This window comes from Kribbella pittospori (assembly GCF_004331465.1).
In the GTDB taxonomy this organism is placed as follows: Bacteria; Actinomycetota; Actinomycetes; order Propionibacteriales; family Kribbellaceae; genus Kribbella; species Kribbella pittospori.
Genome location: NZ_SJKB01000008.1, coordinates 204,300 through 226,828 on the forward strand (window position 1 = coordinate 204,300; position 22,529 = coordinate 226,828).

The window sequence follows — 22,529 nt, forward strand, 5'->3', positions numbered from 1 at the left end:
GGTGCAGGTCAGCCGGGCTGTAATCCGACCAGCAACCGTTTCGGCGCGCGGAACGACAGCAGCTCGATCATCGGCGGCTCCTCCACCAGCCTGACCGTGGCCAGCAGGTCCGCCGCACACTCCAGCGCCACCCTCGCCTCCAGCCGAGCCAGCCCGGCCCCCAGGCACCGGTGGATCCCGACCCCGAACGCCAGATCCGCCGGCCCGCCGTGTCCCGTCAGCCCCAGCAACACCGGCGCTCCCGCCGGAACCTCAACGTCACCGATCACCGCAGGCCTGGAGGTGACCCGCCGCCACGTCGGCACCGACGACGCCTCCCGCAACACATCCTCGACGTCCGTGACCGGGCCACCGATGGACCGGTGGAAGGCAGTGGAGATCAGTTGGGTGGTGGTCTCCTGACCCGCGATCAGCAGGAAGTACGCGACCGCGCACACCTCCTCATCGGTCAGCCCCAGCCCGACCAGTACGCCGAACAGGTCGTCCTCAGTCGCCTGGACAACCCGCTTCCTCAGCCAGCCGTAGAACTCCGCGGCACTGTGCGCGAGCTCCAACTGCCGATCCTCGTCGGGCCAACCCCAGAACAGCTCCAGTGAATCCAGACTCCATGCCTTCAACGCCGGTACGTCGACATCCGCCAGCCCGAGCATGTCGAGCACGACCAGGGCGGGCGGCTCCGCGGCGATTGCCTGCACGAGGTCCACTTGCTCGCCCTCAGCGAGGGCGGCCGTCGCAGCAGCCACCCGCGCAGCCGTCAGCTCTCGGGCGAGGGGCTCGACGGCGGCCACTCGTGCCGGGCTGAAGAAGCGGGCGACCGCGGCCCGGATCGGTCGGTGCGACTCTCCCGCGTTGTTCGCCAACGTCGGAGGCAGCGCAAACCCGACCGCCGACAGCACCCGCAACGCCTTCACGGAAAGCGGTGTGTGAGCCAGTACGGCGTCGTCCGGCCGGAACGTCGCCGGATCCAGCATCACCTTACGCGCCTCAGTAGGATTGTCGACAACCCAATACCCGAGCGCCTCGTCGTACCGCGCCGGGCAACCGCTCATCCGAACCAGCCGGGCGCCGCGGCCAAGAACGCAGCCCGGTCCAGTCGGCCCGCACCAGCCGGAATTCGCGCGATCACTGGCACCCCGGTGGTGACCGGAAGGTCCTCCAGGTTGCACTGCTCAGCCAGATCAGGCTCTGCAGGCCAGGACCCGATGATCAGCCCTTCGATGGGGAGGTTCCGGCTCCGGAGCGCCTCGACCGTCAGACCGGTGTGGTTCAGCGTGCCCAGACCGGAGCGAACAACCACGACAAACGTGAACGGTGTGGTGAGGTGGGTCGCCAGGTCGGACAGGTCGTTCCCGTCCCCGTCGAGGCCGACCAGCAGACCGCCGGCGCCTTCCACCAGCACGGTGTCGTGCGAGCGGGCGACGTCGTCGATGAACTTGGCCTGCGACTCCACGGATGGGAGGGGCACCTCGGCGCGGCGGGCTGCTGTCGTGGGAGCGAGCGGATCGCGCAGGCGGACACCTTCGTGCAACTCAGTCAGCCCGGTCAGCCGACTGACCTCAGCCAAGTCACCGGGTTCGTCGGCGCCCACACCGGTCTGAGCCGGCTTGACCACCGCGACAGCCCCCCGCCGATCCCCTTCACCACCCGCGTGGTGGACCGCAAGAGCCGCGGTGGCGATGGTCTTGCCTACCTCGGTGTCGGTGCCGGTAACGAGGATGATCATGAGACCTCGCCGATCGCGGCGACGATGACGGCGCAAGCTCGGTCCAGGTCCTCGTCGGACAAGCCGGCGTGAGCCGTGAGGCGCAGGCGGCTGATGCCGTCGGGGACTGACGGCGGCCGGAAACTCCCGACGCGTACGCCGTTCTCCAGACAGAGCTCGGCGGCACGGACCGCCTCACGCGGACCGGGCATCGGGACCGACACGACCGCACCGGACGAAGATGGCACACCACAAGCCGACGCCAATCGGGCCGCAGCAGAGTGGATCGCGGCCGGCCGCTCAGGCTCGTCCTGAAGCACCCAGAGAGCAGCAAGCGCAGCAGCACACGCCGCCGGATTCAGACCCGTGTCGTAGATGAACGGCCGCGACCGGTTGATCAAATGATCGCGAAGAAGCGCCGGCCCAAGTACGACGCCCCCTTGCGCGGCCAGCGCCTTGGACAGCGTCATCGTGACGATCACATGCTCCAGACCAGCCAACCCAGCCGCATGTACCGAACCACGACCGCCACCGGTCACCCCGAGCCCATGCGCCTCATCCACCAGCAGTACGGCGTCCTGCTCACGAGCAACCGCGGCCAACTCGATCAGCGGCGCCTCATCACTGAGCACACTGAAAACCGACTCGGTCAGCACCAGCGCATGCGGTTCGTTGCGCTCGGCAAGCACCTTGTCAACCGCGTCCACATCGTTGTGCGGAACGACTTCGACCCGTGACCGCGACAGACGGCTCCCATCGATGAGCGACGCATGCACATGGTCGTCCGACACCACGAGCGTGCCCGGACCACCGAGTGCCGTGACCACACCGAGGTTGGCGAGATAGCCCGACGAGAACACGAGTGCCGTCTCCTGGCCGACGTATGCCGCCAGGGACGACTCGAGTTCCTCGTGCAAGGCCGTCGTACCGGTGACCAAGCGGGACGCGGTCGATCCAGTCCCCCATTGGCAGACGGCGTCGGCCGCGGCCTCGATCACGCGCGGATCGGACGCCAGGCCGAGATAGTCATTGCCCGCGAGATCGATCAGCCGCTCGTCGGCAGCACGTGCCCGGAGCCGGCGCGTCAGACCGCGAGCCTCCAACGCTGCGGCCTTCGGGCCGAGCCAGTCCTGGAGCATCAGCCGACCTCCTCCACTGCCCCGGTGATCGCTGCCGCGATCGTCGCGATGTCCTCGTCGGTGCACACGTACGGCGGCATCGTGTAGACGAGATCGCGGAACGGCCGCACCCACACGCCGCGCCGCAGCGCCGCTTCGGTCATCCGCGGCAGGTCGACCGGCCCACCCAGTTGCACGACGCCGACCGCGCCGATCACGCGGACGTCCTTGACCCCAGGCAGCGAGGCCGCCGGTGCGAGCCCGGCGGACAGCCCTGCGGAGATCTGAGCGACCCGGCCGGCCCAGTCCTGGGACAGCAGGAGGTCGATCGACGCGAGGGCGGCCGAGCAGGCCAGCGGGTTCGCCATGAAGGTCGGGCCGTGCATCAGCGCACCACCGGGTCCGTTCGACACCGCGTGCGCGACGTCCGTCGTACACAACGTGGCCGCCAAGGACAGGTAACCGCCGGTCAATGCCTTGCCGACGCAGAGGATGTCCGGGTCGATGCCCGCGTGTTCGGAGGCGAAGAGCGTGCCGGTCCGGCCGAAGCCGGTGGCGATCTCGTCCAGGATCAGCAGGAACCCGTGCCGGTCGGCGAGCTCACGCAGCAGCCGCAGGCAGGCCGGGCTGTACGGATACATGCCACCCGCACCCTGCAGGATCGGCTCGACGATGATGCCGGCGATCTCAGAAGCATGCCGCTCCGCCAACGCCGACACGGACGCGGCCCAGGCCAGGAACTCCGGATCGTCGTCCGGGCGGTCGAACCCGGCCGGCGGCTGCGGGCCGAACACCTGCTCCTTCAGCGCGCCGGTGAACAGCGAGTGCATCCCGTTCACCGGATCGCAGACGCTCATCGGTGCGAACGTGTCGCCGTGGTACCCGCCGCGGACGGTCAGCATCCGGGTCCGCCCGTTGTTGCCTCGGGCAACCTGGTACTGGAGCGCGAGCTTGATCGCGACCTCGACCGACACCGAGCCCGAGTCGCAGAAGAAGACGTGCCGCAACGGGTCGGGGCTGATCTCCACCAGCCGCTCGGCCAGCCGGATCGCCGGCTCGTGGGTCAGCCCACCGAACATCACATGGCTGAAGTCGTCCACCTGGCGCTTCACCGCGGCATCCAGCACCGGGTTGCGGTAGCCGTGGATCATGCACCACCAGGACGCCATCGCATCGATCGCCTCGACGCTGCCACCGTCCCCGTCATCCAGATGCAGACGTACACCGGACGCACCGCGGACCAGTCGAACCGGCGAGGGCTCGGTCAACGAGGAGTACGGATGCCACAACAGCTCCGCGTCACGCTCCAACATGCCAGACATCAAGACGAGACCTCACCGTGCACGGAGCATCTGGCGGTCCAGCCCATCGGGTGGACCTGGACGACCATGCGTCGGCGGCACTGGTCGCAGTACCGCGGTGGCTCCAGTGCCAGCGCCTGGCGGCAGGCGTCGTGGTCTCCGTCGGCGGTCCCCCGGCCGCAGCGTCCGCAGTAAACGAGTGTGGTCATAGCGTCTTCTGGAGCTCCTTGACCGGCATCTTCAGCTCGGCCAGCAGGTCGAGGTCCGCGGTCGCCGGGCGGCCCAGCGTGGTCAGGTAGTTGCCGACGATGACGGCGTTGATCCCACCGAGCAGACCGTCGCGGGTGCCCAGATCTCCCAGGGTGAGCTCGCGGCCGCCGGCGTACCGCAGGACCGTGCGCGGCATCGCGAGCCGGAACGCGGCGATGGTCCGCAGCGCGTCCTTGCCGGCCATCACCTCCATGTCGCCGAACGGCGTCCCCGGGCGCGGGTTGAGGAAGTTCAGCGGCACCTCGTGCGGGTCCAGCTCGGCCAGCTGCGAGGCCAGTTCGGCGCGCTGCTCCAGCGTCTCGCCCATCCCGACCAGACCGCCGCAGCACAGCTCCATGCCGGACTCCCTGATCATCAGGCAGGTGTCCCAGCGCTCCTCGAAGGAGTGGGTGGTGACGACGTCGCCGAAGTACGAGCGGGCCGACTCGAGGTTGTGGTTGTAGCGGTGCACGCCCATCGCCTTGAGCTCGTCCACCTGCTCCTGCGTCAGCATGCCGAGCGAGCAGGCGATGTTGATGTCGACCTCGGCGTTGATCGCCTCGATGCCGGCCTTCACCTGCGACATCAGCCGCTCGTCCGGGCCGCGGACGGCGGCCACGATGCAGAACTCGGTCGCACCGGTCTTCGCGGTCTCCTTGGCCGCCTCGACCAGCTCCGGGATGTTCAGCCAGACCGAGCGCACCGGCGAGGTGAACTGGCCGGACTGCGAGCAGAAGTGACAATCCTCCGGGCAGCCGCCGGTCTTCAGCGAGATGATGCCCTCGACCTCGACCTCCTCGCCGCACCACTTCACCCGTACCTCGTGGGCCAGTGCGAGCAGCTCGGGCAGCCGGTCGTCGGGCGATCGGAGAACCTCGACCAGTTGTTCCTGGGTCAGTCCGACGCCCTGTTCCAGAACCTGCTCACGTGCCACGTCCAGGATGTCGCCCATGGTTCTCCCTGCCTCATCGAACGGTCGGCTCACAGTAAGGGTGTGCCTGGCGATTCCGCGCCGTAGCGAGCAGGTCCTCGGTGCGGTGCATCGGCGTGCTGGAGCGAAGGTCTCGATGCGGCGCATCGTGGCCTTTGCGCCAGTGCGGCGAGGTGCCGTGCCGAGTGCCGCGCAGTAGGCGGGGAATCGCCAGGCACACCCTAGGACAGCGCGGTACGCCGTCTCTGCGGTGGGCGTCACGTGAAACACCTGGGGGCGACCTGCCTCAGCCACTCTCCGCACACTCGGGGAAACTTTTTGGATTTTTCTACCGAACCTCGTAACCCCCCGTAGAAGGGCTCGTTGATGTGTACAGAGGCGGTTACCGCAAGGAAGACCGCCACTCGATTACAGGCAGCGACGAAAAGCCGATCATCACGATCAGCACGCAGAGTGGTCACAACCACTCGCAAGAGCTCGAAACTCCTGGAATCGGATGTAGAGTGGGGTACCAAGAGCTCGGGTCGCCAGCTGTGGTTGGTGACCCGATCCCAAAGCGCCGGGCGCCTCACCCCGGCTTGAGTGGGTCCCTCGGGAAACGATTTGGGCGGAAACGTTCCCGAGGGACCTGCTCCCTTTTCTGGGCCTTTTCCGAAATGCCCCACAAACCTCAGCAGCCACACAAGTGCTGAGGTTTCTCATTTCACCTGATCACTGTCCGAAGTATTATCGTTACGTTACGACTCCGTCACAGCCTGCTTCGGTACGATCGGCAACAGCAAGGCCCCGGGCGCATCAGCCGGTACGACGGGATGCGCCGGCCGCACCGGCTGGATCCGCCGGTACGACGATCCGAGGGCCGGGCGGGCGTCGACCTCACCCTTGTTCGGCCAGAACGCCAGGGCCCGCTCCGCCTGGGCCGTGATCGTCAGCGACGGGTTGACGCCCAGGTTCGCCGAGATCGTCGACCCGTCCAGGATGTGCAGGCCGTCGTACCCGTAGACGCGGTGGTACGGGTCGACCACGCCGGTGTCCGCGGAGTCGCCGATCGCACAGCCGCCGATGAAGTGCGCGGTCATCGGCACGTTGAACGGCTCGCCGATGGTGCCGCCCGGCGTCCCGCGCATGAGTTTGGCCATCCGCCGGACCACCTGGTTCGCGACCGGGATCCAGGACGGGTTCGGGGCGCCGTGGCCCTGCTTGGAGGTCAGGCGCCACCGACCGAGCCGGTCCCGCTTGCCGAACGTGGTGATCGAGTTGTCCGCGGTCTGCATCACCAGCGCGATCACGGTCCGCTCCGACCAGTGCTTCAGGTCGTACAGCCGGCGGACGTTCTTCCGCTGCACGCGGAGCTCGCGCAACCAGGTCCGCCAGCGCGGCCGGTCACCGTCGCCATCGGTCAGCACGGTCTGCAGCAGCGACATCACGTTGCTGCCCTTGCCGTACCGGACCGGTTCGATGTGGGTGATGTCGTCGGGGTGGAACGACGAGGTGATCGCGACGCCACGGCTGTAGTCGACGTCACGATCCCGCGCGATTGCCCCCAGCAACGATTCCGAGTTGGTCCGGGTGAGCACGCCGAGCCGGTCGGACAGTCGCGGCAGTTTGCCCTCGTCGCGGAGTCGGTGCAGCAGTTTCGCCGTACCGAGGGCTGACGCTGCGAACACTACCTGCTGGGCCGTGAATCGCTTGGTCTGCTTGCGATTCGAAGTACGCCGTACGTCGACGGCGTACCCACCGCCTGGAAGCGGCTCGACCGACGTCACTGTGGTCATCGGATGGACCACGGCACCGGCCTTCTCGGCCAGGTAGAGGTAGTTCTTGGTCAGCGTGTTCTTCGCGTTGTGCCGGCAGCCGGTCATGCACTCGCCGCAGTCGATACAGCCGGTACGCCGCGGGCCCGCGCCACCGAAGTACGGGTCGTCGACCTCGACACCGGGCTCACCGAAGAAGACTCCGACCGGGGTCGGATGGAACGTGTCCCCCACGCCCATGTCGTCGGCGACCTGCTTCATCACCTTGTCCGCCGGGGTGAAGCCCGGGTACGTCGTGACGCCGAGCATCCGCTTCGCCTGGTCGTAGTACGGCGCGAGCTCGGCCTTCCAGTCGGTGATGTGCGCCCACTGGCGGTCGGTGTAGAACGCCGGCAGCGGCTCGTACAGGGTGTTGGCGTAGACCAGACTGCCTCCGCCGACGCCGGCTCCGGACAGGATGATCACGTCCCGGAGCGCGCTGATCCGCTGGATGCCGTACCAGCCGAGCTGCGGCGCGAACAGGAACCGCTTGGTGTCCCACGAGTTCTTCGCGAACCCGGCGTCGTCGAACCGCGCGCCGGCCTCGAGTACGGCGACCTTGTACCCCTTCTCGGTCAGCCGCAGCGCACTGACGCTGCCGCCGAAGCCCGATCCGATGATCAGGACGTCGTAGTCGTAGCTCATGCACGTCCTCGCTTCGCTCCGGGCGCGCATGAGGCACAAATCGCGCTGTGCTGTTTGATGACTTCGCTCCGCTCAGTCATGCACGTCCTCGCTTCGCTCCGGGCGCGCATGAGGCACAAATCGCGCTGTGCTGTTTGATGACTTCGCTCCGCTCAGTCATGCACGGCCCAGTTTCTTCAGCACACGCAGAGCGCCGGTCATCAGTTCGGCGTACGTCTGGTCGGACAGCCCGTGCGAGGCGGCGATCGGCAGCACCCGCTGGGTCGCGATCGCCTGCGGATCGACGTACCGGCGGATGCCCTCGACGCCCTGGCGGCGGCCGAGACCGGAGGACCGCATGCCGCCCATCGGGGTGTCGAGCGAGCCGAACGTCGCCGCGTAGCCCTCGTTCACGTTGACCGAGCCGGCCGTCAACTGGGCCGCGACCGCGCGGCCACGCTTGCCGTCCCGGGTCCAGACGCTCGCATTCAGCCCGTACTCGCCCTCGTTCGCGCGCTGGATCGCCTCGGACTCGTCGGAGAACCGGTAGATCGAGACGACCGGGCCGAAGGTCTCGTTGTCGAAGCACTGCATCTCGGGCGTCACCCCGGACAGCACGGTCGGCTCGTAGAACAGCGGGCCGATGTCCGGACGCGCCTTCCCGCCGGCCAGCACGACGGCGCCCTTGGCCCGTGCGTCGTCGACGTGCCGGGTCACGGTCTCCAGCTGCGCCTTCGAGATCAGCGAGCCCATGTCGACGTCCCAACCGGTCCCAGCGGACAGCCGGATCTTCTTCACCCGGTCCAGGAATGCCGTCACGAACGCGTCGTACACCTGGTCGGCAACGTACAGACGCTCCATCGAGACACACAGCTGGCCGGCGCTGGCGAAGCACGCCCGGACCGCGCCGTCCGCCGCACGGTGCACGTCGGCATCACGCAGTACGAGCATGGGGTTCTTGCCACCGAGCTCGAGGCTGCAGCCGATCAGCCGCTCGCCCGCCTGCCGAGCCACCAGCCTGCCGGTCTTGGTCGAGCCGGTGAAGCAGATGTAGTCGGTGTTCTGGATGATCGCGCCGCCGACGGTCGGACCGTCACCGTTGACCGGCTGCCACGCCTCCCGCGGCAGACCAGCCTCGTAGAGCAGCTCGATCGCCCGGAGCGCGGTCAGCGGCGTCTGGCTGTCCGGCTTGTGTACGACGGTGTTGCCCGCGAGCACGGCCGGCAGACCGTCGGCCATCGCCATGCTGAGCGGGTAGTTCCACGGCGAGATGATGCCGACGACACCCTTCGGCACGAACCGCTGCTCCGCGCGGGTCAGGACCGGGAACATGCCGAGCTTGCGCTGCGGCTCGAGCAACTCGGCCGCCTTGCGCCCGTAGTACCGAGCGGTCAGGGCGACGTGCGCGACCTCCTCGAACGCATGCTTGCGCGCCTTGCCCGACTCGCGGATCACCAGATCCACCAGCTCGTGCCGGTGGTCGAGGACCAGATCGTGGTACCGCAGCAGGATCGCGGCGCGTTCGGCCAGCGGCACCCGCCGCCACGTCTGCTGGGTCTTCCGCGCCGACCGGACCGCGGCTTCCACATCGTCCGGGGCAGACAGGGGCAGATCCGCGATCGGCTGACCGGTCGCCGGGGCGTACGACGTCCGGGTGCCGGCGGTCGCCCGCAGCAGCCCCGAAAGCCGCCGGATGACCGACTGATCGGTCGCATACGACGCGGTCGGATCGAGCTCCGGATCCGCGGGAATCGAGGTCTGCTCGCTCATGCCTCCACCTCGCTAGCGCTCGGTTCCGGCATGAGCGAGAGCGCTGCTCTACCCATTGGTCGCTCGCTACGCTCGCTCATATACCCAGGCTACCTGCCGGTAATAGCCATGTCAGCCCTAGGGAATTCCCTCGTGTCTGCCCTGCATCTGCACGTGCATCGACCAGTAGGGTGATGCGTTGAACCTGCGAAGGGGTGGAACGTCAAAATGGTTGACAGCGGGGGGCTTTGGACGCCTCCTGAGGACGAGCTCGGCGAGGCTCTGCAGACTGCCCAGTTGCTGATCGAGGAGGGCCGCGCCGACGAGGCCGGGCCGTATCAGCAACGCGTCATCGAGCTGGCCAGGGAGCGGGCCGGGGAACACCCGGACCACTACGAGGCCAAGCACCTGATGGCGGCGACGCAGTACGAGTTGGCCGGCTCCCTGAACGCATCCGGCCGGCACGAGGAAGCGCTTGCCGCCTTGCACGAGGCCCAACTCGGCTACACCGAGCTCAGTGACGCCGGCGTCCTGGACGCGACGTCGTTCCTGGCCGACGTGCGCGCGCGGCGGGCGATGACGCAAGCGCATCGCGGTCACGGGGCGACCGCCGTACTGGAGATGGACGGCGCGGTGATCGCGTACGGGCAGCTGGTCAGCGGCCCGGACGGGCCGAAGTACCAGCCGGACTTCGCCCGGGTGCTCGCAATGAACGCGCTGATCCTGCGGCGGTACGGCGATCCCGCGCTCGCGGTGGCCTCGGCGGACGCGGCGACCCAGCTGTTTCTGCAGCTGGCCGACCAGATCAACGACAGCCCGCAGTCGCTGTCGTACGCGCGGTACCTCTGCTCGGCGACCGCGGTCTCGGCCGACGTGCACGCCTCGGAGGGCAGGCTCGACCTCGCGCTCGAGGCGGACGAGATCGGCCTGACCACGGCCGACACGCTCGCCGACTCCGAGTCGGCGACGGACCTGCGCACGCTCGTCGCCGCGCTGACCCGGAAGGGCAAGCACCTCGGCATCGTCGGCCGCATGATGGACGGCGAGGCCTGTCTGCGGACGGCGTTCGAGACCGACGCGGAGACGGCCGCGCGGGTGACCGAGGAGCTGGACCGTGGTCTGCCGCTGAACCTGGTTGCCGCGTTGGAGAACGCGGAGATCAAGCTCGGGCCGTTCGAGCAGTACCACCGGCTGGTGGCGCTGAGCGAGCCTGCGCCGGGGATGACGCTGGCGACGGTGTCCGGGCGGACCGATCCCGAGTCGGCCGCCGTCCGTGCGAGTGAGCTGGCCGAGCTGGTCGGGCCGTTGCTGCTGCAGGATGTGGACGCGGCGCTGACGCTGGGCTTGGAGTCGCACTACCTGTTCGCGATCTCGTCGGAGCGCGAGTCGCACCGGATGCGGTACGAGACCAGTACCTATGCGCCGATCTGGGCGAAGGTGCTGCTCGACATCTCGGCGGCGTACCACCAGGCGGGCCGCAGCGAGATGGCCCTCGATCTGGCCGGTTGGTGCGCGGAGGTTGCGACCGCGCTGATCCCGTTCACCGACGACGACACCGTGATGAAGGACCTGGCCGGCTCCTGCTACCGGCATCACGGCGACCTGCTCGCGGCGACCGGCGACCTGATGGCGTCCCAGCACGCCCACGACGCCGCTGAGCAACTCCAGCTGGGCCGGTAACCGCCGGGTAATTGACGGCCCATCTCCCCGGGCGGACGCTGACGCTTAGTGCTCCCTCACGGAGTACTCAAAGGGGGAGATGGCCATGGATGTGGTGGAACTGCACCGGCGGACGACCGATAACTTCGTCCGGCTGGTCAACGAGGTAGGGCCCGATCAGTGGACCGCGCCGACGCCGTGCGAGGACTGGGACGTGCGGACGCTGGTCAACCACGTCGTCAATGAGGCGCGCTGGACCGTACCGCTGATGGAGGGCCAGACGATCGCCGACGTCGGCGACTCGCTGGACGGCGACCTGCTCGGCGACGATCCCGTCGCGGCCGCCACTGCTGCCGTTCGCGCCGCCAAGAGCGCCGCCAACCGGCCGATCGACAAGGTGCACCTCTCGTACGGCGAGGAGGATTCGTCGGAGTACCTGCGCCAACTGTCCGCCGACTACCTCGTGCACGGCTGGGACCTGGCCGCGGCGCTCGGTACGGACGCTCAACTCGATGCCGAGGCGGTCGACGAGGTCGCCACCTGGTTCACCGAGCGCGAGGAGATCTACCGGTCGTCCGGCGCGATCGCCGACCGGGTCGAGGGGTTCACCGACCCGGCCGACGTACTGATCGGCGCGTTCGGGCGCGATCCGCGCTGGTCATCGGCCGGCGGCACCATCGCTCGCTTCGGTACGGCGTTCGATCAGCAGGACCTGGATGCGGTGATGGCGCTCGTGACCGACGACTGTGTGTTCGAGTCCACCTCGCCTTCTCCGGACGGCGCGCGGTTCGAGGGGGCGGCCGCCGTACGGGCGGAGTGGGAGAAACTGTTCGCCGGGACGGACGATCCGCGGTTCGAGACCGAGGAGACGGTGGTTCTCGGCGATCGTGCCGTGGTGCGGTGGCGGTACTCGTGGCGGGAGGCGTCCGGTGAGCGCGGTCACGTGCGCGGGGTCGACGTACTGCGGCTCCGGGACGGGAAGATCGCGGAGAAGCTGTCCTATGTGAAGGGTTAGCTGTCCTGGATTTCGGTTTTGAGGGCGCCGACGAAGAGGCCGGCTTCGACTTCGGTCATGCCGGTCTCGGAGACGACCAGAGCCGTCGCCTGGTGGAGCTCACCTGCGGCTTTGAGGGCGCGGGTGCGCTCGGCCAGGTTCGTGCCCGGCCTGCGGACGAGCGGCGTCCCGGTGGTCGGCGGCACGTAGCGGCCGAGGCGGATGTCGTCGACGAGTTCCTTGGCCGCCTTCAGGTCCAGGCCGGTTCGGTCCCGGATCAGCTTGACCGCGTGCACCGTCTTTTTGGTGGTGATCAGGAATCGCACCTGGTCCACGTCGTCTGCGGAGAGTCTGGCCCGCGCGGCGGCGAGGGCAACGTTGTCTGCGTCCTGGCTGCTCCGTCGGCTGAACAATCCCATGCGGCAATCCTTCCAGAACTCCCCAACCAACGAGCACCCGACGCACGTCGGCCTACCCGGCGAGCGTTCTCCGGATCTCGGGCCAGGCGAGGGCTCCGAGTAGGCGGTCGGCTTCATCCGAACCGCCCCTGGCCATCCGCTGCCCACCGGTCTTGGGCTGCTCGCCGGGGAACAACGGCCGGTGCCCGGCCCGCGCCGCGAACACCGTGCGCGTACCGAGTTCGCCGCACGACATCGAGATCTGCTCGGCGAAGTCCACCGACGGCCAGACCTTGTCGTCCCCGCCGGCCACCAGCAGCACCTTGCCGCGGATCTGCTCCACCGGAATCCGGGCCGCCTCCACCTCAGCGGCGTACCGCTTGAGGCTCTGGCGGTACCAGCCGACGAAGCTCGGCGGGTCGTCGTCCGCCTTCCAGTCCGGGTCATACGGCACGAACGGCAGCGGTTCACCTTGCCAGGTCCACGCGGACGTGAGCGTCCCGGCTTGGGACCATCCCCAGACGTAGGCGCTCGGGGACAACCCGATCACTGCGTCGATCCGCTCGTCGCGTGCGCCGAGCAGCAGCGCCGCCTCCGCACCGCGGGACATGCCCATCACGACGAGCCGGTCGTTGCGGGCCGCCAGTTCGTCCAGCGGGAACGACTCCAGCGGGATCTCGCTGATCGGTCCGTCGAACCACTGCGGCGCCAGTACGTCGTACCCCTCGGCCTCGAGGATCCGGGCGCGCTCCAGGTCCGGCGTACCACTGGATCCGTGCAGGAGCAGGACGCCGGTGGTCACCCGACGACGACCTCGACCCGCTGGAACTCCTTGAGCTCCGTGTAGCCGGTGGTGGCCATCGCGCGCTTGAGGGCGCCAACCAGGTTCATCGTGCCGTCCGGGACCCAGGACGGGCCGAACAGGATCTGCTCGAGCGTCCCGGTGACGCCGACCTCGACCCGCTCGCCGCGAGGGAGGTCTGCGTGCCAGGCCTCGGCACCCCAGTGGAACCCGCCGCCGGGGGCGTCGCTCGCCCGAGCCAGCGGCGAACCGACCATCACCGCATCGGCGCCACAGGCGATCGCCTTGGCCACGTCGCCGGACCGGCCGACCGACCCGTCGGCGATCACGTGCACGTAGCGACCGCCGGACTCGTCCATGTAGTCGCGCCGCGCGGCCGCGACGTCTGCCACCGCGGACGCCATCGGCACCGCGACACCGAGCACCTTGCGCGTGGTGTGCGCCGCACCCCCACCGAAGCCGACCAGTACGCCGGCCGCCCCGGTCCGCATCAGGTGCAGCGCGGCCTGGTGCGTTGCGCACCCGCCGACGATCACCGGTACGTCGAGGTCGTAGATGAACTGCTTCAGGTTCAGCGGCTCCGCCTGGCCGGACACGTGTTCGGCGGAGACCGTCGTACCGCGGATGACGAACAGGTCGACACCGGCGTCCACGACATGCTTGGCGAACTGCTTGGTCCGCTGCGGCGACAGCGCGCCGGCCACGGTGACGCCGGAGTCGCGGATCTCCTGCACCCGCTGCGAAATCAGCTCGGGCTTGATCGGCGCCGAGTAGATCTCCTGCAACCGGGTGGTCGCCTGCTGCAGGCTGATCGAGGTGATCTCCTCGAGCAGGCTGGTCGGGTCCTCGTACCGGGTCCAGAGGCCTTCGAGGTTGAGCACGCCGAGGCCGCCGGCCTTTCCGATCGCGATCGCGCTGGCCGGCGACATCACCGAGTCCATCGGCGCGGCCAGGATCGGAAGCTCGAACCGGTACGCGTCGATCTGCCAGGCCACCGAGACCTCCTCGGGGTCCCGCGTCCGCCGCGACGGCACGATCGCAATGTCGTCGAACGCGTACGCCTGCCGCCCCCGCTTCGCGCGGCCGATCTCGATCTCGGTCATGCCCGCAGCCTACTTCAGCCCCACCTACCTACTCGCGATCCCATCCGCGGGTGGAACCTTCCGCACGGCCGCCAACTCCCGCATCCGCTCCTCACCCCACGCCCGCTGGCTCGCGACTTCCCCACGCAACTTGGGCCCCAACACCGCTTCGATCCCGAACCCCGTCTCCCCCGGATCCGGCAACATCTCCACGAACGAGACCGCAATCACATTGTCGACCTCGTCGTCGTACCCGAACTCGCGCTCGAGAAAGTCCAGCAACGGCCGGACCCTCTCGACCTCCCCGGCCGCATACAACTCGAACACCTCGAACACGATCTCCCCGACGAACACATGCCCCAGCGGCCGCCGAAACCTCCCGAAGTGCTCCCGAAGCCGGTCCCGCAAGTACGGCACCTCATCCGCCATCCGATACAAGAACCGCGCCTCCGCCTCGGACGCGGACTCGTCCTCCCGGCGTACCTGCTCGTCCCTCAGTGACCGGAGCCGCGGTCCGAGCATGTCCAGTACGTCGTCGTCTCCCCGCCCCGGTTCCGGCAGCATCTCGACGAACTCGTCGACCAACCGCTCGGTCGCCGGGTCACCAACCTCCGACTCCATGAACGCGAACAACGCCCGCAACTGCTCGGCCTCTTCAACCCCGCCGGCACGGTAGCGGTGGACCGCATCAACTGCGATCTCGATCATGAACGTGCCGGGAGAAGGCGGCCGGAAGAACCCCTCCGCCTTGTGCTCCTCGTAGAACTCGTGATCGCGATCCCACGCCGCGCGAAGAAACAGCAGTGCCCCGAGAAGCCTGCCCAGGAACAGATCCTCCGCCCGACCGATCACGTAGCCCAGCGTCTGGCGCTCGAACTCCACCCCAAGCTTGGGCCCGAGCAACTCCCGAACGTCCGCCTTGTGATCCACCAAAACCTCAACGGACGAAAGCTCGATCAGCGCATCAACCCGCTCGTCGACCCCCCACTCCGACTCGAAGAAATCCAGCACCTGCCGCACATCTCCCGCCGGCCAGACACCCGGCACTTCCACGATCTCCCGAGCCACATGCGCAACAAACCCATGCGCCGACGGCGTCCCTTCCGGAGCCGCCAAGTACGCCGCCACCCGCCCCCTCAGAACCGGAACCCTCTCCGCCAACCGCTCCAGCAACCAAACCTGCCACTCAGGCATCAGCCGCCCGCTCCCGGCGCCGACCAGTGACGATGACGCTCCAGCTCACCCCGCAGCTTCGGTGGAAGTGAAGTCTCGATGTCAGCACCCGGCTCGCCCGGTCCAGGCAACGAGTCGACGAACGAGAGTGCAATCACGTTGTCGATGTACTCGTCGGCGCCGAACTCCGACTCCAGGAAATCGAGCAGCGGAAGGATCGCCTCCACCTGACCGGCCCGAAACAACCGCACCGCTTCGTCGGTCACGTCATCCATGAACGTGTGTGGCAACGCCGACCCGTACTTCTCGACGTGGGCACGCAGCTTCGGCTGCAGCGGCGAGAGCGCTGCCATCATCCGGTCCAGGCATCAGTTCCAGAACGCGAGTCTCGATCAGCTCGTCCACCTCGGGATCCCGCCCGAACTGCGCCTCCAGGTAGTCGAGCAGTCGACGGAATTGCGCGGCCTCCGCCGAGCCACCCGTCAGGTACCGATCCACGACATTCTGCGTGAGCGTCAGCAGGAAGCGGCTCGACGTCGGCGGCCTGCGCTGACCGCCGGACCTCTGTGCCGACTCCACAGCCCGATCCAGATCCGTCCGAAACACGGGGAACTCATCCAGAATCCCCCGCACAAACCTGTCTTCACTCTCAGACATCAGCCCGAGTGCGGGTGGCCAGGCGAGGATGAGGAGCTGGAGGGCGCCGTACAGCGTGGCGACCAACATCAGCAGAACCATGAAGCCCCGGCCCTCCGGTACGCAGAGTCACCGAAAGATAACCGGGTGGAGGGTCAGTGGACGCAGAACAGCCCCGCACAATCTGTGCGGGGCTGTTTCGTCAGTGGCCGGAGTAGTTGGGGGCTTCTACTGTCATTTGGATGTCGTGGGGGTGGGATTCTTGGAGGCCGGCTGAGGTGATGCGGACGAAGCGGCCCTTGTCCTGGAGTTCGGGGACGGTGCGGGAGCCGCAGTAGAACATCGACTGGCGGAGGCCGCCGATGAGCTGGTGGGCTACGGCCGCGAGCGGTCCGCGGTACGGGACCTGGCCCTCGACGCCTTCGGCGATGAGCTTCTCGTCGCTGCCGACGTCGCTCTGGAAGTAGCGGTCCTTGGAGTACGACTTGCGCAGGCCGCCGGCCGACGACATCGCGCCGAGCGAGCCCATCCCGCGGTACGCCTTGAACTGCTTGCCGTTGATGAAGACCAGGTCGCCCGGCGACTCCTCGCAGCCGGCCAGCAGCGAACCCAGCATCACGGTGTCCGCGCCGGCGACGAGCGCCTTGGCGATGTCGCCGGAGTACTGCAGGCCGCCGTCACCGATCACCGGTACGCCGGCCGGCTTGCACGCCAGCGAGGCCTCGTAGATCGCGGTGACCTGCGGAACGCCGACGCCAGACACCACACGCGTCGTACAGATCGAGCCCGGACCGACGCCGACCTTGACGCCATCCGCGCCGGCCTCGACCAGCGCCGCCGCACCCTCGCGAGTGCCGACGTTGCCGCCGACGATGTCCACGCCACGCGTCGCCGAGTCGGCCTTGAGCCTGCGGATGATCTCCAACTGCGCCTGCGAATGTCCGTGCGCGGTGTCCACGACGAGTACGTCGACACCCGCCTCGACCAGCGTCATCGCGCGCTTGTACGCCTCACCGAAGAAGCCGATCGCGGCGCCGACCATCAACCGGCCGGAACCGTCCTTGGTGGACAGCGGGAACTTGTCGCGCTTGACGAAGTCCTTCAGCGTGATCAGGCCGGTCAGCTTGCCGGCGTCGTCGACCAGCGGCAGCTTCTCCACCTTGTGCTTGCTGAGCAGCGCCATCGCGTCGTCGGCGGAGATGCCCTGCTTGCCGGTGATCAGCGGCTGCTTGGTCATCACGTCGCGCACCGGCCGGGACAGGTCGTTCTCGAACCGCATGTCGCGGTTCGTCACGATGCCGACGAGTACGCCGGCGTTGTCGACCACCGGCACACCGGAGATCCGGTACTGCGCGCAGAGCCCGTCGGCCTCGCCGATGCTGGCATCGGGGCCGATGGTGATCGGCTGCGCGATCATGCCGGATTCGGAGCGCTTGACCAGGTCGACCTGCTGAGCCTGGTCCTCGATCGAGAGGTTGCGGTGAAGGACGCCGAGGCCGCCCTGGCGGGCCATGGCGATCGCCATCCGCGCCTCGGTGACGGTGTCCATCGCGCTGGACAGCAGCGGGATGTTCACCTCGACGTTGCGGCTGACCCGGGACCGGGTGCTCGCCTCGGACGGGATGACGTCGGACTCGTTGGGCTGCAGCAGTACGTCGTCGAAGGTGAGGCCGAGGGCGGCGAACTTGTCGGGAACTCCAGCGGGTGTGATGTCCATGGGGGAAACAGGCACCTTTGCACGGCGAGATCGGAACCCCATCCTAGCCGCGCCGTACGAGTCCCCCGAACCGCCCGGTCACACCACCCGCCGCAGACCGGCGGCGGAGTGGTGTGTGTGGGTCAGCTCGTTCGCGTGTTGACCACGCCCAGGATCTGCAGGACGGTCTGGTCCTCCAGCGAGCCATGGGTGCGCTCGATGGCGGCGTGCTTGCCCTCGGCGTACTGACCGGTCGAGTGCTTGCCCTTGACGTAGGTCGCCTTGACGGAGCCGGTCGAGACCGCGCCGCTGGAGTGCTTCGCGTCCGCGCTGGGGCTGAAGAACTCCTCCGCACTCTTCAATTCGGTCGCAGCCCCGGTCGGGGTCGGCAGCACCGGCAGGACCTTCTCCAGCAGGCCGGTCAAGCCGCCCGAAGGCGTCTGGTCGTCACCCGGCTGGTCCGTGCTCGGCTGGTCGGTGCCGGGCTGCTCGGGCGCCGGGTTCGTGTCGCCCGGAACCGTCTGGCTGCCGCTGCCCGAGCCGGCGTCGCCGCCGGTGCTCGAGTCGCCGGAGCCGGTGCTCGAGTCGCCCGTGCCCGTCGTCGAATCGCCCGAACCGGTGCCCGTGTCGCCGCTCGGCGGCGTGGTCGGGTTGCCGGTGTCCGTGCCGGTCTCGCCGTTGCCCGGCGTGGTCGGCGGCGGCTCGGTCGGCTCCGTGGCCGGCGGCGTCGTCGGATCCGTCGGCGGCGGCGTAGTCGGGTCCGTCGTCGGGTCCTGGGTCGGATCCGTGGTCGGGTCCTGCGTCGGGCCTGTGGTCGGGTCCTGGGTCGGATCCGAGCCCGGCTCGTCAGTCTGGCCGTCGCCGGTCTGGCTCGGCGGCTGGGTCGTCTGCGTGTCCGGGGGCACCACCGGCTGCTGGATGATGCTCGGCAGCTCCTTCGGGAGCGGCCGGGCCAGCGGCGGGTTCACGTCGGTGGTCGCCTGCGGGAGCTGGTCGGCCGCGACGGTCTCGTCGGACTTCGCCTTCTCCTCGGCGGCCTTCTCTTCCTGCTTCTTCTGGTAGTCCTTGGCGACCTTGACGATCTTGGTCTTGTCGACCACCGGCATACCGTCGAGCTGTTCCTTCGGGAAGCTGGTCTGCGGGCGGACCGCGTCGACCATCTTCTCGATGACCTTCTCGTACGGCGACAACGGGTCACCGGTGACCGCGGCGGCCACTCCGGAGACCGACAGCGCGGCCACGGCGGCGACACCGAGTGCCAGACCGCGGGCCGCCACCTTGCGGGCGAACGGGTCCGTCACCGGGTTCAGAGCCGCGCAGCGCGCCAGGAAGCTCTCCGGGTCGTCGATCGTCTCGACCGGGAGTTCGTCCTCGACCTCCACCGCGAGCCGTAGCTCGGCCAGCAGCTTGACGGCCGGGTCGTGCTCTCCCGCGCCGAGCGCGGTCTCCCCACCAGCGGCCAGCAGGTCGAGTAGTGCGTCATCAGCGTCGATCGCGTCGAGGTCGAAACGGTCAGCCATGATGCCCCTCCCCTGCTCCTCGTTCCAGCTGTGCCTCATGCCCCACAAACCCCCTGAGCGTGTTCAACGCTCGATGTTGTGCGACCCTCACCGCCCCCGGTGTCATCCCCAGTGCCCGGCCGGTCTCCTCGGCTGACATCCCCGCTACCACCCGGAGCCGCAGGATCTCCCGCAGCTTCTCCGGCAACTTGTCCAGCAGCCCCATGATGTGCTGGACCTCCGAATGCCGGACCGCGTGCTCCTCCGGCGTCGGTGACTCGTCCGCGCCGTCCGGCAGGTCCGGCGTCGAAACGTCGGCCACCGCGAACGCACGCTGGGCATCGGCGACCTTGCGGGCCGCGATGCCGTAGACGAAAGCCTCGAAGGGCCTCCCCTCGTCCCGGTACCGGCCCAACGCGCCGAACACCGCGACACAAACCTCCTGCGCGACGTCGTCGACCATGTCGGCGCCGCCGGGGTAGGTCCACAGCCTCGACCGCACGTAGCGGTGGGCCACGGCACGCACCCTGGTGAGCAGGTCGTTCAGAGCTGTCCGATCGCCTTCGCTCGCGCGCGCGGCAAGATCTCGAAGCTCGACCCGATCGTGGGTGTGCGGTACTTGGACCTCGGTCACCCCTCGCCCCCCTCGTGTCGGACCGGTCAGCCTGAAAGATGGTACGGCTCTCACCTTCCCTTGCCTAGTGGCAATTCGTGATCACATCCAGATTCTGGTCACGATCTGTCACTACTGGCCCGTACGAATCTCGGATGTCCCTGAGCTCGGGGCTTCGAAGTGGATGAGCTCGGAGGCCTGGTCGCCGCCCCAGTCGATCGGGGTACGGCCGGTCTCCAGCCATCCTGCCCGCCGGTACAGCCGCTCGGCCGCGCCGCGATTGTCCACGACCTCCAAGGACAACCTCCGGCCGAGCTCGGCCGCTGTCTGCACGGAATGGTCCAGCAACTGCCGTCCGATCCCCGCGCGAGTCGCCTTCGGATCGACGAACAACCGCTCCACGGACACTCCGTCAGGCCCGTTGGCAGTCAGCGCCACGTGCCCCACCACGCGCCCGTCGCTGACAGCCACCCAGCACCCCAGCCCGTCCTCCGGCGTCAACCACTTCCGCGCATCCGCCGGCCAGTTCACCGGATACCCAGCCACGTCATGCACATCCCGCAACAACTCCACGCAGACCCCAAGGTCCGCATCCACCCGCACCCGAATCTCAGCCACGCGCTCCATCCCACCACTCGCCCCGTCCACCCGGCATCTCCCCCAGCTCACCCGCCTGGTGCGTCCGCCAAAACAACCACCGCCCGGCGGGTCCGAAGGACCTGCCGGGCGGTGCTGTGTGTTTCTTGTACTTCTAGCCTGAGGCTCAGTGACCGTGGCCGTGACCGTGACCGGCTGCGGCGGGCTCCTCTTCCTCGGGCTTGTCGACCACCAGGGTCTCGGTGGTCAGCAGCAGCGCGGCGATCGAGCCGGCGTTGGCGAGCGCGGACCGGGTCACCTTGACCGGGTCCAGCACGCCCTGGGCCAGCAGGTCGCCGTACTCGCCGGTGGCGGCGTTGAAGCCGCTGCCGGACTCGAGCTCGGCAACCTTCGAGGTCACCACGTAGCCCTCGTAACCGCCGTTCTCGGCGATCCAGCGCAGCGGCTCGACGATCGACTTGCGAACGATCCGCACACCGGTGGCCTCGTCACCCTCGAGGTCGAGTTCGCCGTCCAGCACGGTGGCCGCGTGGACGAGAGCGGAGCCGCCGCCGGCGACGATGCCCTCCTCGATCGCGGCCCGGGTCGCGGACACCGCGTCCTCGATCCGGTGCTTCTTCTCCTTCAGCTCGACCTCGGTGGCCGCGCCGACCTTGATGACGCAGACGCCGCCGGCCAGCTTGGCCAGCCGCTCCTGCAGCTTCTCGCGGTCCCAGTCGGAGTCGGTGCGCTCGATCTCGGCCTTGATCTGGTTGACCCGGCTCTCGATGTCCTCGGACTTGCCGGCGCCCTCGACCACCGTGGTGTTGTCCTTGGAGACCACCACCCGGCGCGCCGAACCGAGCACCTCCAGCCCGACCTGGTCCAGCTTCAGGCCGACCTCCGGAGCAACGACCTGCGCGCCGGTCAGCGCGGCCAGGTCCTCCAGCATCGCCTTGCGGCGGTCACCGAAGCCCGGCGCCTTGACGGCGACGGAGGTGAAGTTGCCGCGGATCTTGTTCACCACGAGGGTGGACAGGGCCTCGGCCTCGACGTCCTCGGCGATGATCAGCAGGCTCTTGCCGGACTGCACAACCTTCTCCAGCAGCGGCAGCAGGTCCGCGATCGCGGAGATCTTGCCCTGGTTGATCAGGATGTACGGGTCCTCCAGCACCGCTTCGCCGGCCTCGGCGTCGGTGATGAAGTACGGCGAGATGTAGCCCTTGTCGAACTGCATGCCCTCGGTGAACTCGAGCTCGGTGCCGAACGTGTTCGACTCCTCGACGGTGATCACACCGTCCTTGCCGACCTTGTCGAAGGCGTCCGCGATCAGGGCGCCGATCTCGGCGTCGCGGGCGGAGATGGTGGCGACGTGCGCCATGTCGCCCTTGTCGTCCACCGCGCGAGCGGTGTCGACGAGCTTGGCGGAGACGGCCTCGACGGCCGCCTCGATACCGCGCTTGAGGCCCATCGGGTTGGCGCCGGCGGCGACCGCCCGCAGGCCCTCGTGCACCAGCGCCTGCGCCAGCACCGTCGCGGTGGTGGTGCCGTCACCGGCGATGTCGTTGGTCTTGGTCGCGACCTCCTTGGTGAGCTGCGCACCAAGGTTCTCGAACGGGTCGTCCAGCTCGACCTCACGGGCGACGGTGACACCGTCGTTGGTGATGGTCGGGGCGCCCCACTTCTTGTCCAGGACGACGTAGCGGCCCTTCGGCCCCAGCGTCACCTTCACCGTGTTCGCGAGCTTGTCGACGCCGCGCTCCAGCGCGCGCCGCGCGTTCTCGTCGAACTCGAGGATCTTCGGCATGAAAAATCCAGTCCCTCTCTGAAATTCGCGCTTCGTAACAGCAGTTCCGAGCTCGCTGCCCCGGACCGACTCCGCCCCGGCGCCGGGAGGGCACCAGGGCGGTGTCAGTCAGGAACAGCGAGCGGCC

At 68.4% G+C, this 22,529-nt stretch carries 20 protein-coding genes; 2 read left to right on the forward strand and 18 right to left on the reverse strand.

The window, feature by feature from the left end; translation table 11 throughout:
- Positions 1–8: 8 nt before the first annotated feature.
- From E0H73_RS25385 to E0H73_RS25420, 8 genes are all read right to left on the reverse strand, one after another.
- Positions 9–1,049 carry a cytochrome P450 family protein gene (locus E0H73_RS25385; protein WP_131360797.1) on the reverse strand — a complete coding sequence of 347 codons (1,041 nt, stop codon included), beginning with the start codon at positions 1,047–1,049 and terminating at the stop codon, positions 9–11.
- Positions 1,046–1,723 (reverse strand): dethiobiotin synthase, encoded by a 678-nt coding sequence (gene bioD, locus E0H73_RS25390; RefSeq protein ID WP_131360799.1) that lies wholly within the window; start codon positions 1,721–1,723, stop codon positions 1,046–1,048. Before bioD ends, E0H73_RS25385 begins: the two co-directional genes overlap by 4 nt.
- Positions 1,720–2,841 (reverse strand): 8-amino-7-oxononanoate synthase, encoded by a 1,122-nt coding sequence (locus E0H73_RS25395; RefSeq protein ID WP_131360801.1) that lies wholly within the window; start codon positions 2,839–2,841, stop codon positions 1,720–1,722. The genes bioD and E0H73_RS25395 overlap by 4 nt, the downstream gene beginning before the upstream one ends.
- Positions 2,841–4,142 (reverse strand): adenosylmethionine--8-amino-7-oxononanoate transaminase, encoded by a 1,302-nt coding sequence (locus E0H73_RS25400; RefSeq protein ID WP_131360802.1) that lies wholly within the window; start codon positions 4,140–4,142, stop codon positions 2,841–2,843. The genes E0H73_RS25395 and E0H73_RS25400 overlap by 1 nt, the downstream gene beginning before the upstream one ends.
- Positions 4,142–4,330, reverse strand: a complete 189-nt coding sequence (bsaP, locus tag E0H73_RS25405) for a biotin synthase auxiliary protein BsaP (RefSeq protein WP_131360804.1) — start codon at positions 4,328–4,330, stop codon at positions 4,142–4,144. The genes E0H73_RS25400 and bsaP overlap by 1 nt, the downstream gene beginning before the upstream one ends.
- Positions 4,327–5,322 carry a biotin synthase BioB gene (gene bioB / locus E0H73_RS25410; RefSeq protein ID WP_131360806.1) on the reverse strand — a complete coding sequence of 332 codons (996 nt, stop codon included), beginning with the start codon at positions 5,320–5,322 and terminating at the stop codon, positions 4,327–4,329. The genes bsaP and bioB overlap by 4 nt, the downstream gene beginning before the upstream one ends.
- 716 nt (positions 5,323–6,038) lie before the next feature.
- On the reverse strand, positions 6,039–7,739 hold the full coding sequence (locus tag E0H73_RS25415; protein WP_131360808.1) for a GMC oxidoreductase: 1,701 nt from the start codon (positions 7,737–7,739) through the stop codon (positions 6,039–6,041).
- A gap of 156 nt (positions 7,740–7,895) precedes the next feature.
- Entirely contained in the window at positions 7,896–9,488 is a 1,593-nt protein-coding gene (locus E0H73_RS25420; RefSeq protein ID WP_131360810.1) for a succinic semialdehyde dehydrogenase, read from the reverse strand.
- 207 nt (positions 9,489–9,695) lie between these two features.
- Between E0H73_RS25420 and E0H73_RS25425 the strand changes: the two genes are divergently transcribed.
- Both E0H73_RS25425 and E0H73_RS25430 read left to right on the forward strand, forming a co-directional pair.
- A complete protein-coding gene (locus E0H73_RS25425) occupies positions 9,696–11,147 on the forward strand; it encodes a hypothetical protein (protein WP_131360812.1) in 1,452 nt (483 codons plus the stop codon).
- 85 nt (positions 11,148–11,232) lie between these two features.
- Positions 11,233–12,141: a TIGR03086 family metal-binding protein gene (locus E0H73_RS25430; protein ID WP_131360815.1), complete on the forward strand. Its 909-nt coding sequence runs from the start codon at positions 11,233–11,235 to the stop codon at positions 12,139–12,141.
- Here E0H73_RS25430 and E0H73_RS25435 read toward each other — a convergent pair.
- From E0H73_RS25435 to groL, 10 genes are all read right to left on the reverse strand, one after another.
- A complete protein-coding gene (locus tag E0H73_RS25435; RefSeq protein ID WP_131360817.1) occupies positions 12,138–12,539 on the reverse strand; it encodes a hypothetical protein in 402 nt (133 codons plus the stop codon). The two genes, E0H73_RS25430 and E0H73_RS25435, sit on opposite strands and share 4 nt — an antisense overlap.
- Positions 12,540–12,591: 52 nt before the next feature.
- Positions 12,592–13,320 (reverse strand): acyl-CoA thioester hydrolase/BAAT C-terminal domain-containing protein, encoded by a 729-nt coding sequence (locus E0H73_RS25440; RefSeq protein ID WP_131360819.1) that lies wholly within the window; start codon positions 13,318–13,320, stop codon positions 12,592–12,594.
- A complete protein-coding gene (locus E0H73_RS25445) occupies positions 13,317–14,423 on the reverse strand; it encodes a GuaB3 family IMP dehydrogenase-related protein (protein ID WP_131360821.1) in 1,107 nt (368 codons plus the stop codon). Before E0H73_RS25445 ends, E0H73_RS25440 begins: the two co-directional genes overlap by 4 nt.
- 24 nt (positions 14,424–14,447) lie before the next feature.
- Positions 14,448–15,575 carry a DUF7674 family protein gene (locus tag E0H73_RS25450; protein WP_238164242.1) on the reverse strand — a complete coding sequence of 376 codons (1,128 nt, stop codon included), beginning with the start codon at positions 15,573–15,575 and terminating at the stop codon, positions 14,448–14,450.
- Between the two features lie 20 nt (positions 15,576–15,595).
- Positions 15,596–15,928, reverse strand: a complete 333-nt coding sequence (locus tag E0H73_RS25455; protein ID WP_131360825.1) for a DUF7674 family protein — start codon at positions 15,926–15,928, stop codon at positions 15,596–15,598.
- Positions 15,929–16,413: 485 nt separating this feature from the next.
- Positions 16,414–17,928, reverse strand: a complete 1,515-nt coding sequence (gene guaB / locus E0H73_RS25460) for an IMP dehydrogenase (protein WP_131360827.1) — start codon at positions 17,926–17,928, stop codon at positions 16,414–16,416.
- Positions 17,929–18,050: 122 nt separating this feature from the next.
- Positions 18,051–19,427 carry a hypothetical protein gene (locus E0H73_RS25465; protein WP_131360829.1) on the reverse strand — a complete coding sequence of 459 codons (1,377 nt, stop codon included), beginning with the start codon at positions 19,425–19,427 and terminating at the stop codon, positions 18,051–18,053.
- A complete protein-coding gene (shbA, locus tag E0H73_RS25470) occupies positions 19,420–20,040 on the reverse strand; it encodes an RNA polymerase sigma factor ShbA (RefSeq protein WP_131360831.1) in 621 nt (206 codons plus the stop codon). Before shbA ends, E0H73_RS25465 begins: the two co-directional genes overlap by 8 nt.
- Positions 20,041–20,151: 111 nt before the next feature.
- Positions 20,152–20,637: a GNAT family N-acetyltransferase gene (locus E0H73_RS25475; RefSeq protein WP_420323434.1), complete on the reverse strand. Its 486-nt coding sequence runs from the start codon at positions 20,635–20,637 to the stop codon at positions 20,152–20,154.
- 145 nt (positions 20,638–20,782) lie between these two features.
- Complete coding sequence (groL, locus tag E0H73_RS25480) at positions 20,783–22,402, reverse strand: chaperonin GroEL (protein WP_131360835.1); 1,620 nt, start codon at positions 22,400–22,402, stop codon at positions 20,783–20,785.
- Positions 22,403–22,529: the final 127 nt, after the last annotated feature.

Coding starts and splice junctions, on each gene's coding strand:
- E0H73_RS25385 (WP_131360797.1), bottom strand. CDS start 1,049: ATGAGCGGTTGCCCGGCGCGGTACGACGAGGCGCTCGGGTATTGGGTT.
- bioD (WP_131360799.1), bottom strand. CDS start 1,723: ATGATCATCCTCGTTACCGGCACCGACACCGAGGTAGGCAAGACCATC.
- E0H73_RS25395 (WP_131360801.1), bottom strand. CDS start 2,841: ATGCTCCAGGACTGGCTCGGCCCGAAGGCCGCAGCGTTGGAGGCTCGC.
- E0H73_RS25400 (WP_131360802.1), bottom strand. CDS start 4,142: ATGTCTGGCATGTTGGAGCGTGACGCGGAGCTGTTGTGGCATCCGTAC.
- bsaP (WP_131360804.1), bottom strand. CDS start 4,330: ATGACCACACTCGTTTACTGCGGACGCTGCGGCCGGGGGACCGCCGAC.
- bioB (WP_131360806.1), bottom strand. CDS start 5,322: ATGGGCGACATCCTGGACGTGGCACGTGAGCAGGTTCTGGAACAGGGC.
- E0H73_RS25415 (WP_131360808.1), bottom strand. CDS start 7,739: ATGAGCTACGACTACGACGTCCTGATCATCGGATCGGGCTTCGGCGGC.
- E0H73_RS25420 (WP_131360810.1), bottom strand. CDS start 9,488: ATGAGCGAGCAGACCTCGATTCCCGCGGATCCGGAGCTCGATCCGACC.
- E0H73_RS25425 (WP_131360812.1), top strand. CDS start 9,696: ATGGTTGACAGCGGGGGGCTTTGGACGCCTCCTGAGGACGAGCTCGGC.
- E0H73_RS25430 (WP_131360815.1), top strand. CDS start 11,233: ATGGATGTGGTGGAACTGCACCGGCGGACGACCGATAACTTCGTCCGG.
- E0H73_RS25435 (WP_131360817.1), bottom strand. CDS start 12,539: ATGGGATTGTTCAGCCGACGGAGCAGCCAGGACGCAGACAACGTTGCC.
- E0H73_RS25445 (WP_131360821.1), bottom strand. CDS start 14,423: ATGACCGAGATCGAGATCGGCCGCGCGAAGCGGGGGCGGCAGGCGTAC.
- E0H73_RS25455 (WP_131360825.1), bottom strand. CDS start 15,928: ATGGCAGCGCTCTCGCCGCTGCAGCCGAAGCTGCGTGCCCACGTCGAG.
- guaB (WP_131360827.1), bottom strand. CDS start 17,928: ATGGACATCACACCCGCTGGAGTTCCCGACAAGTTCGCCGCCCTCGGC.
- E0H73_RS25465 (WP_131360829.1), bottom strand. CDS start 19,427: ATGGCTGACCGTTTCGACCTCGACGCGATCGACGCTGATGACGCACTA.
- groL (WP_131360835.1), bottom strand. CDS start 22,402: ATGCCGAAGATCCTCGAGTTCGACGAGAACGCGCGGCGCGCGCTGGAG.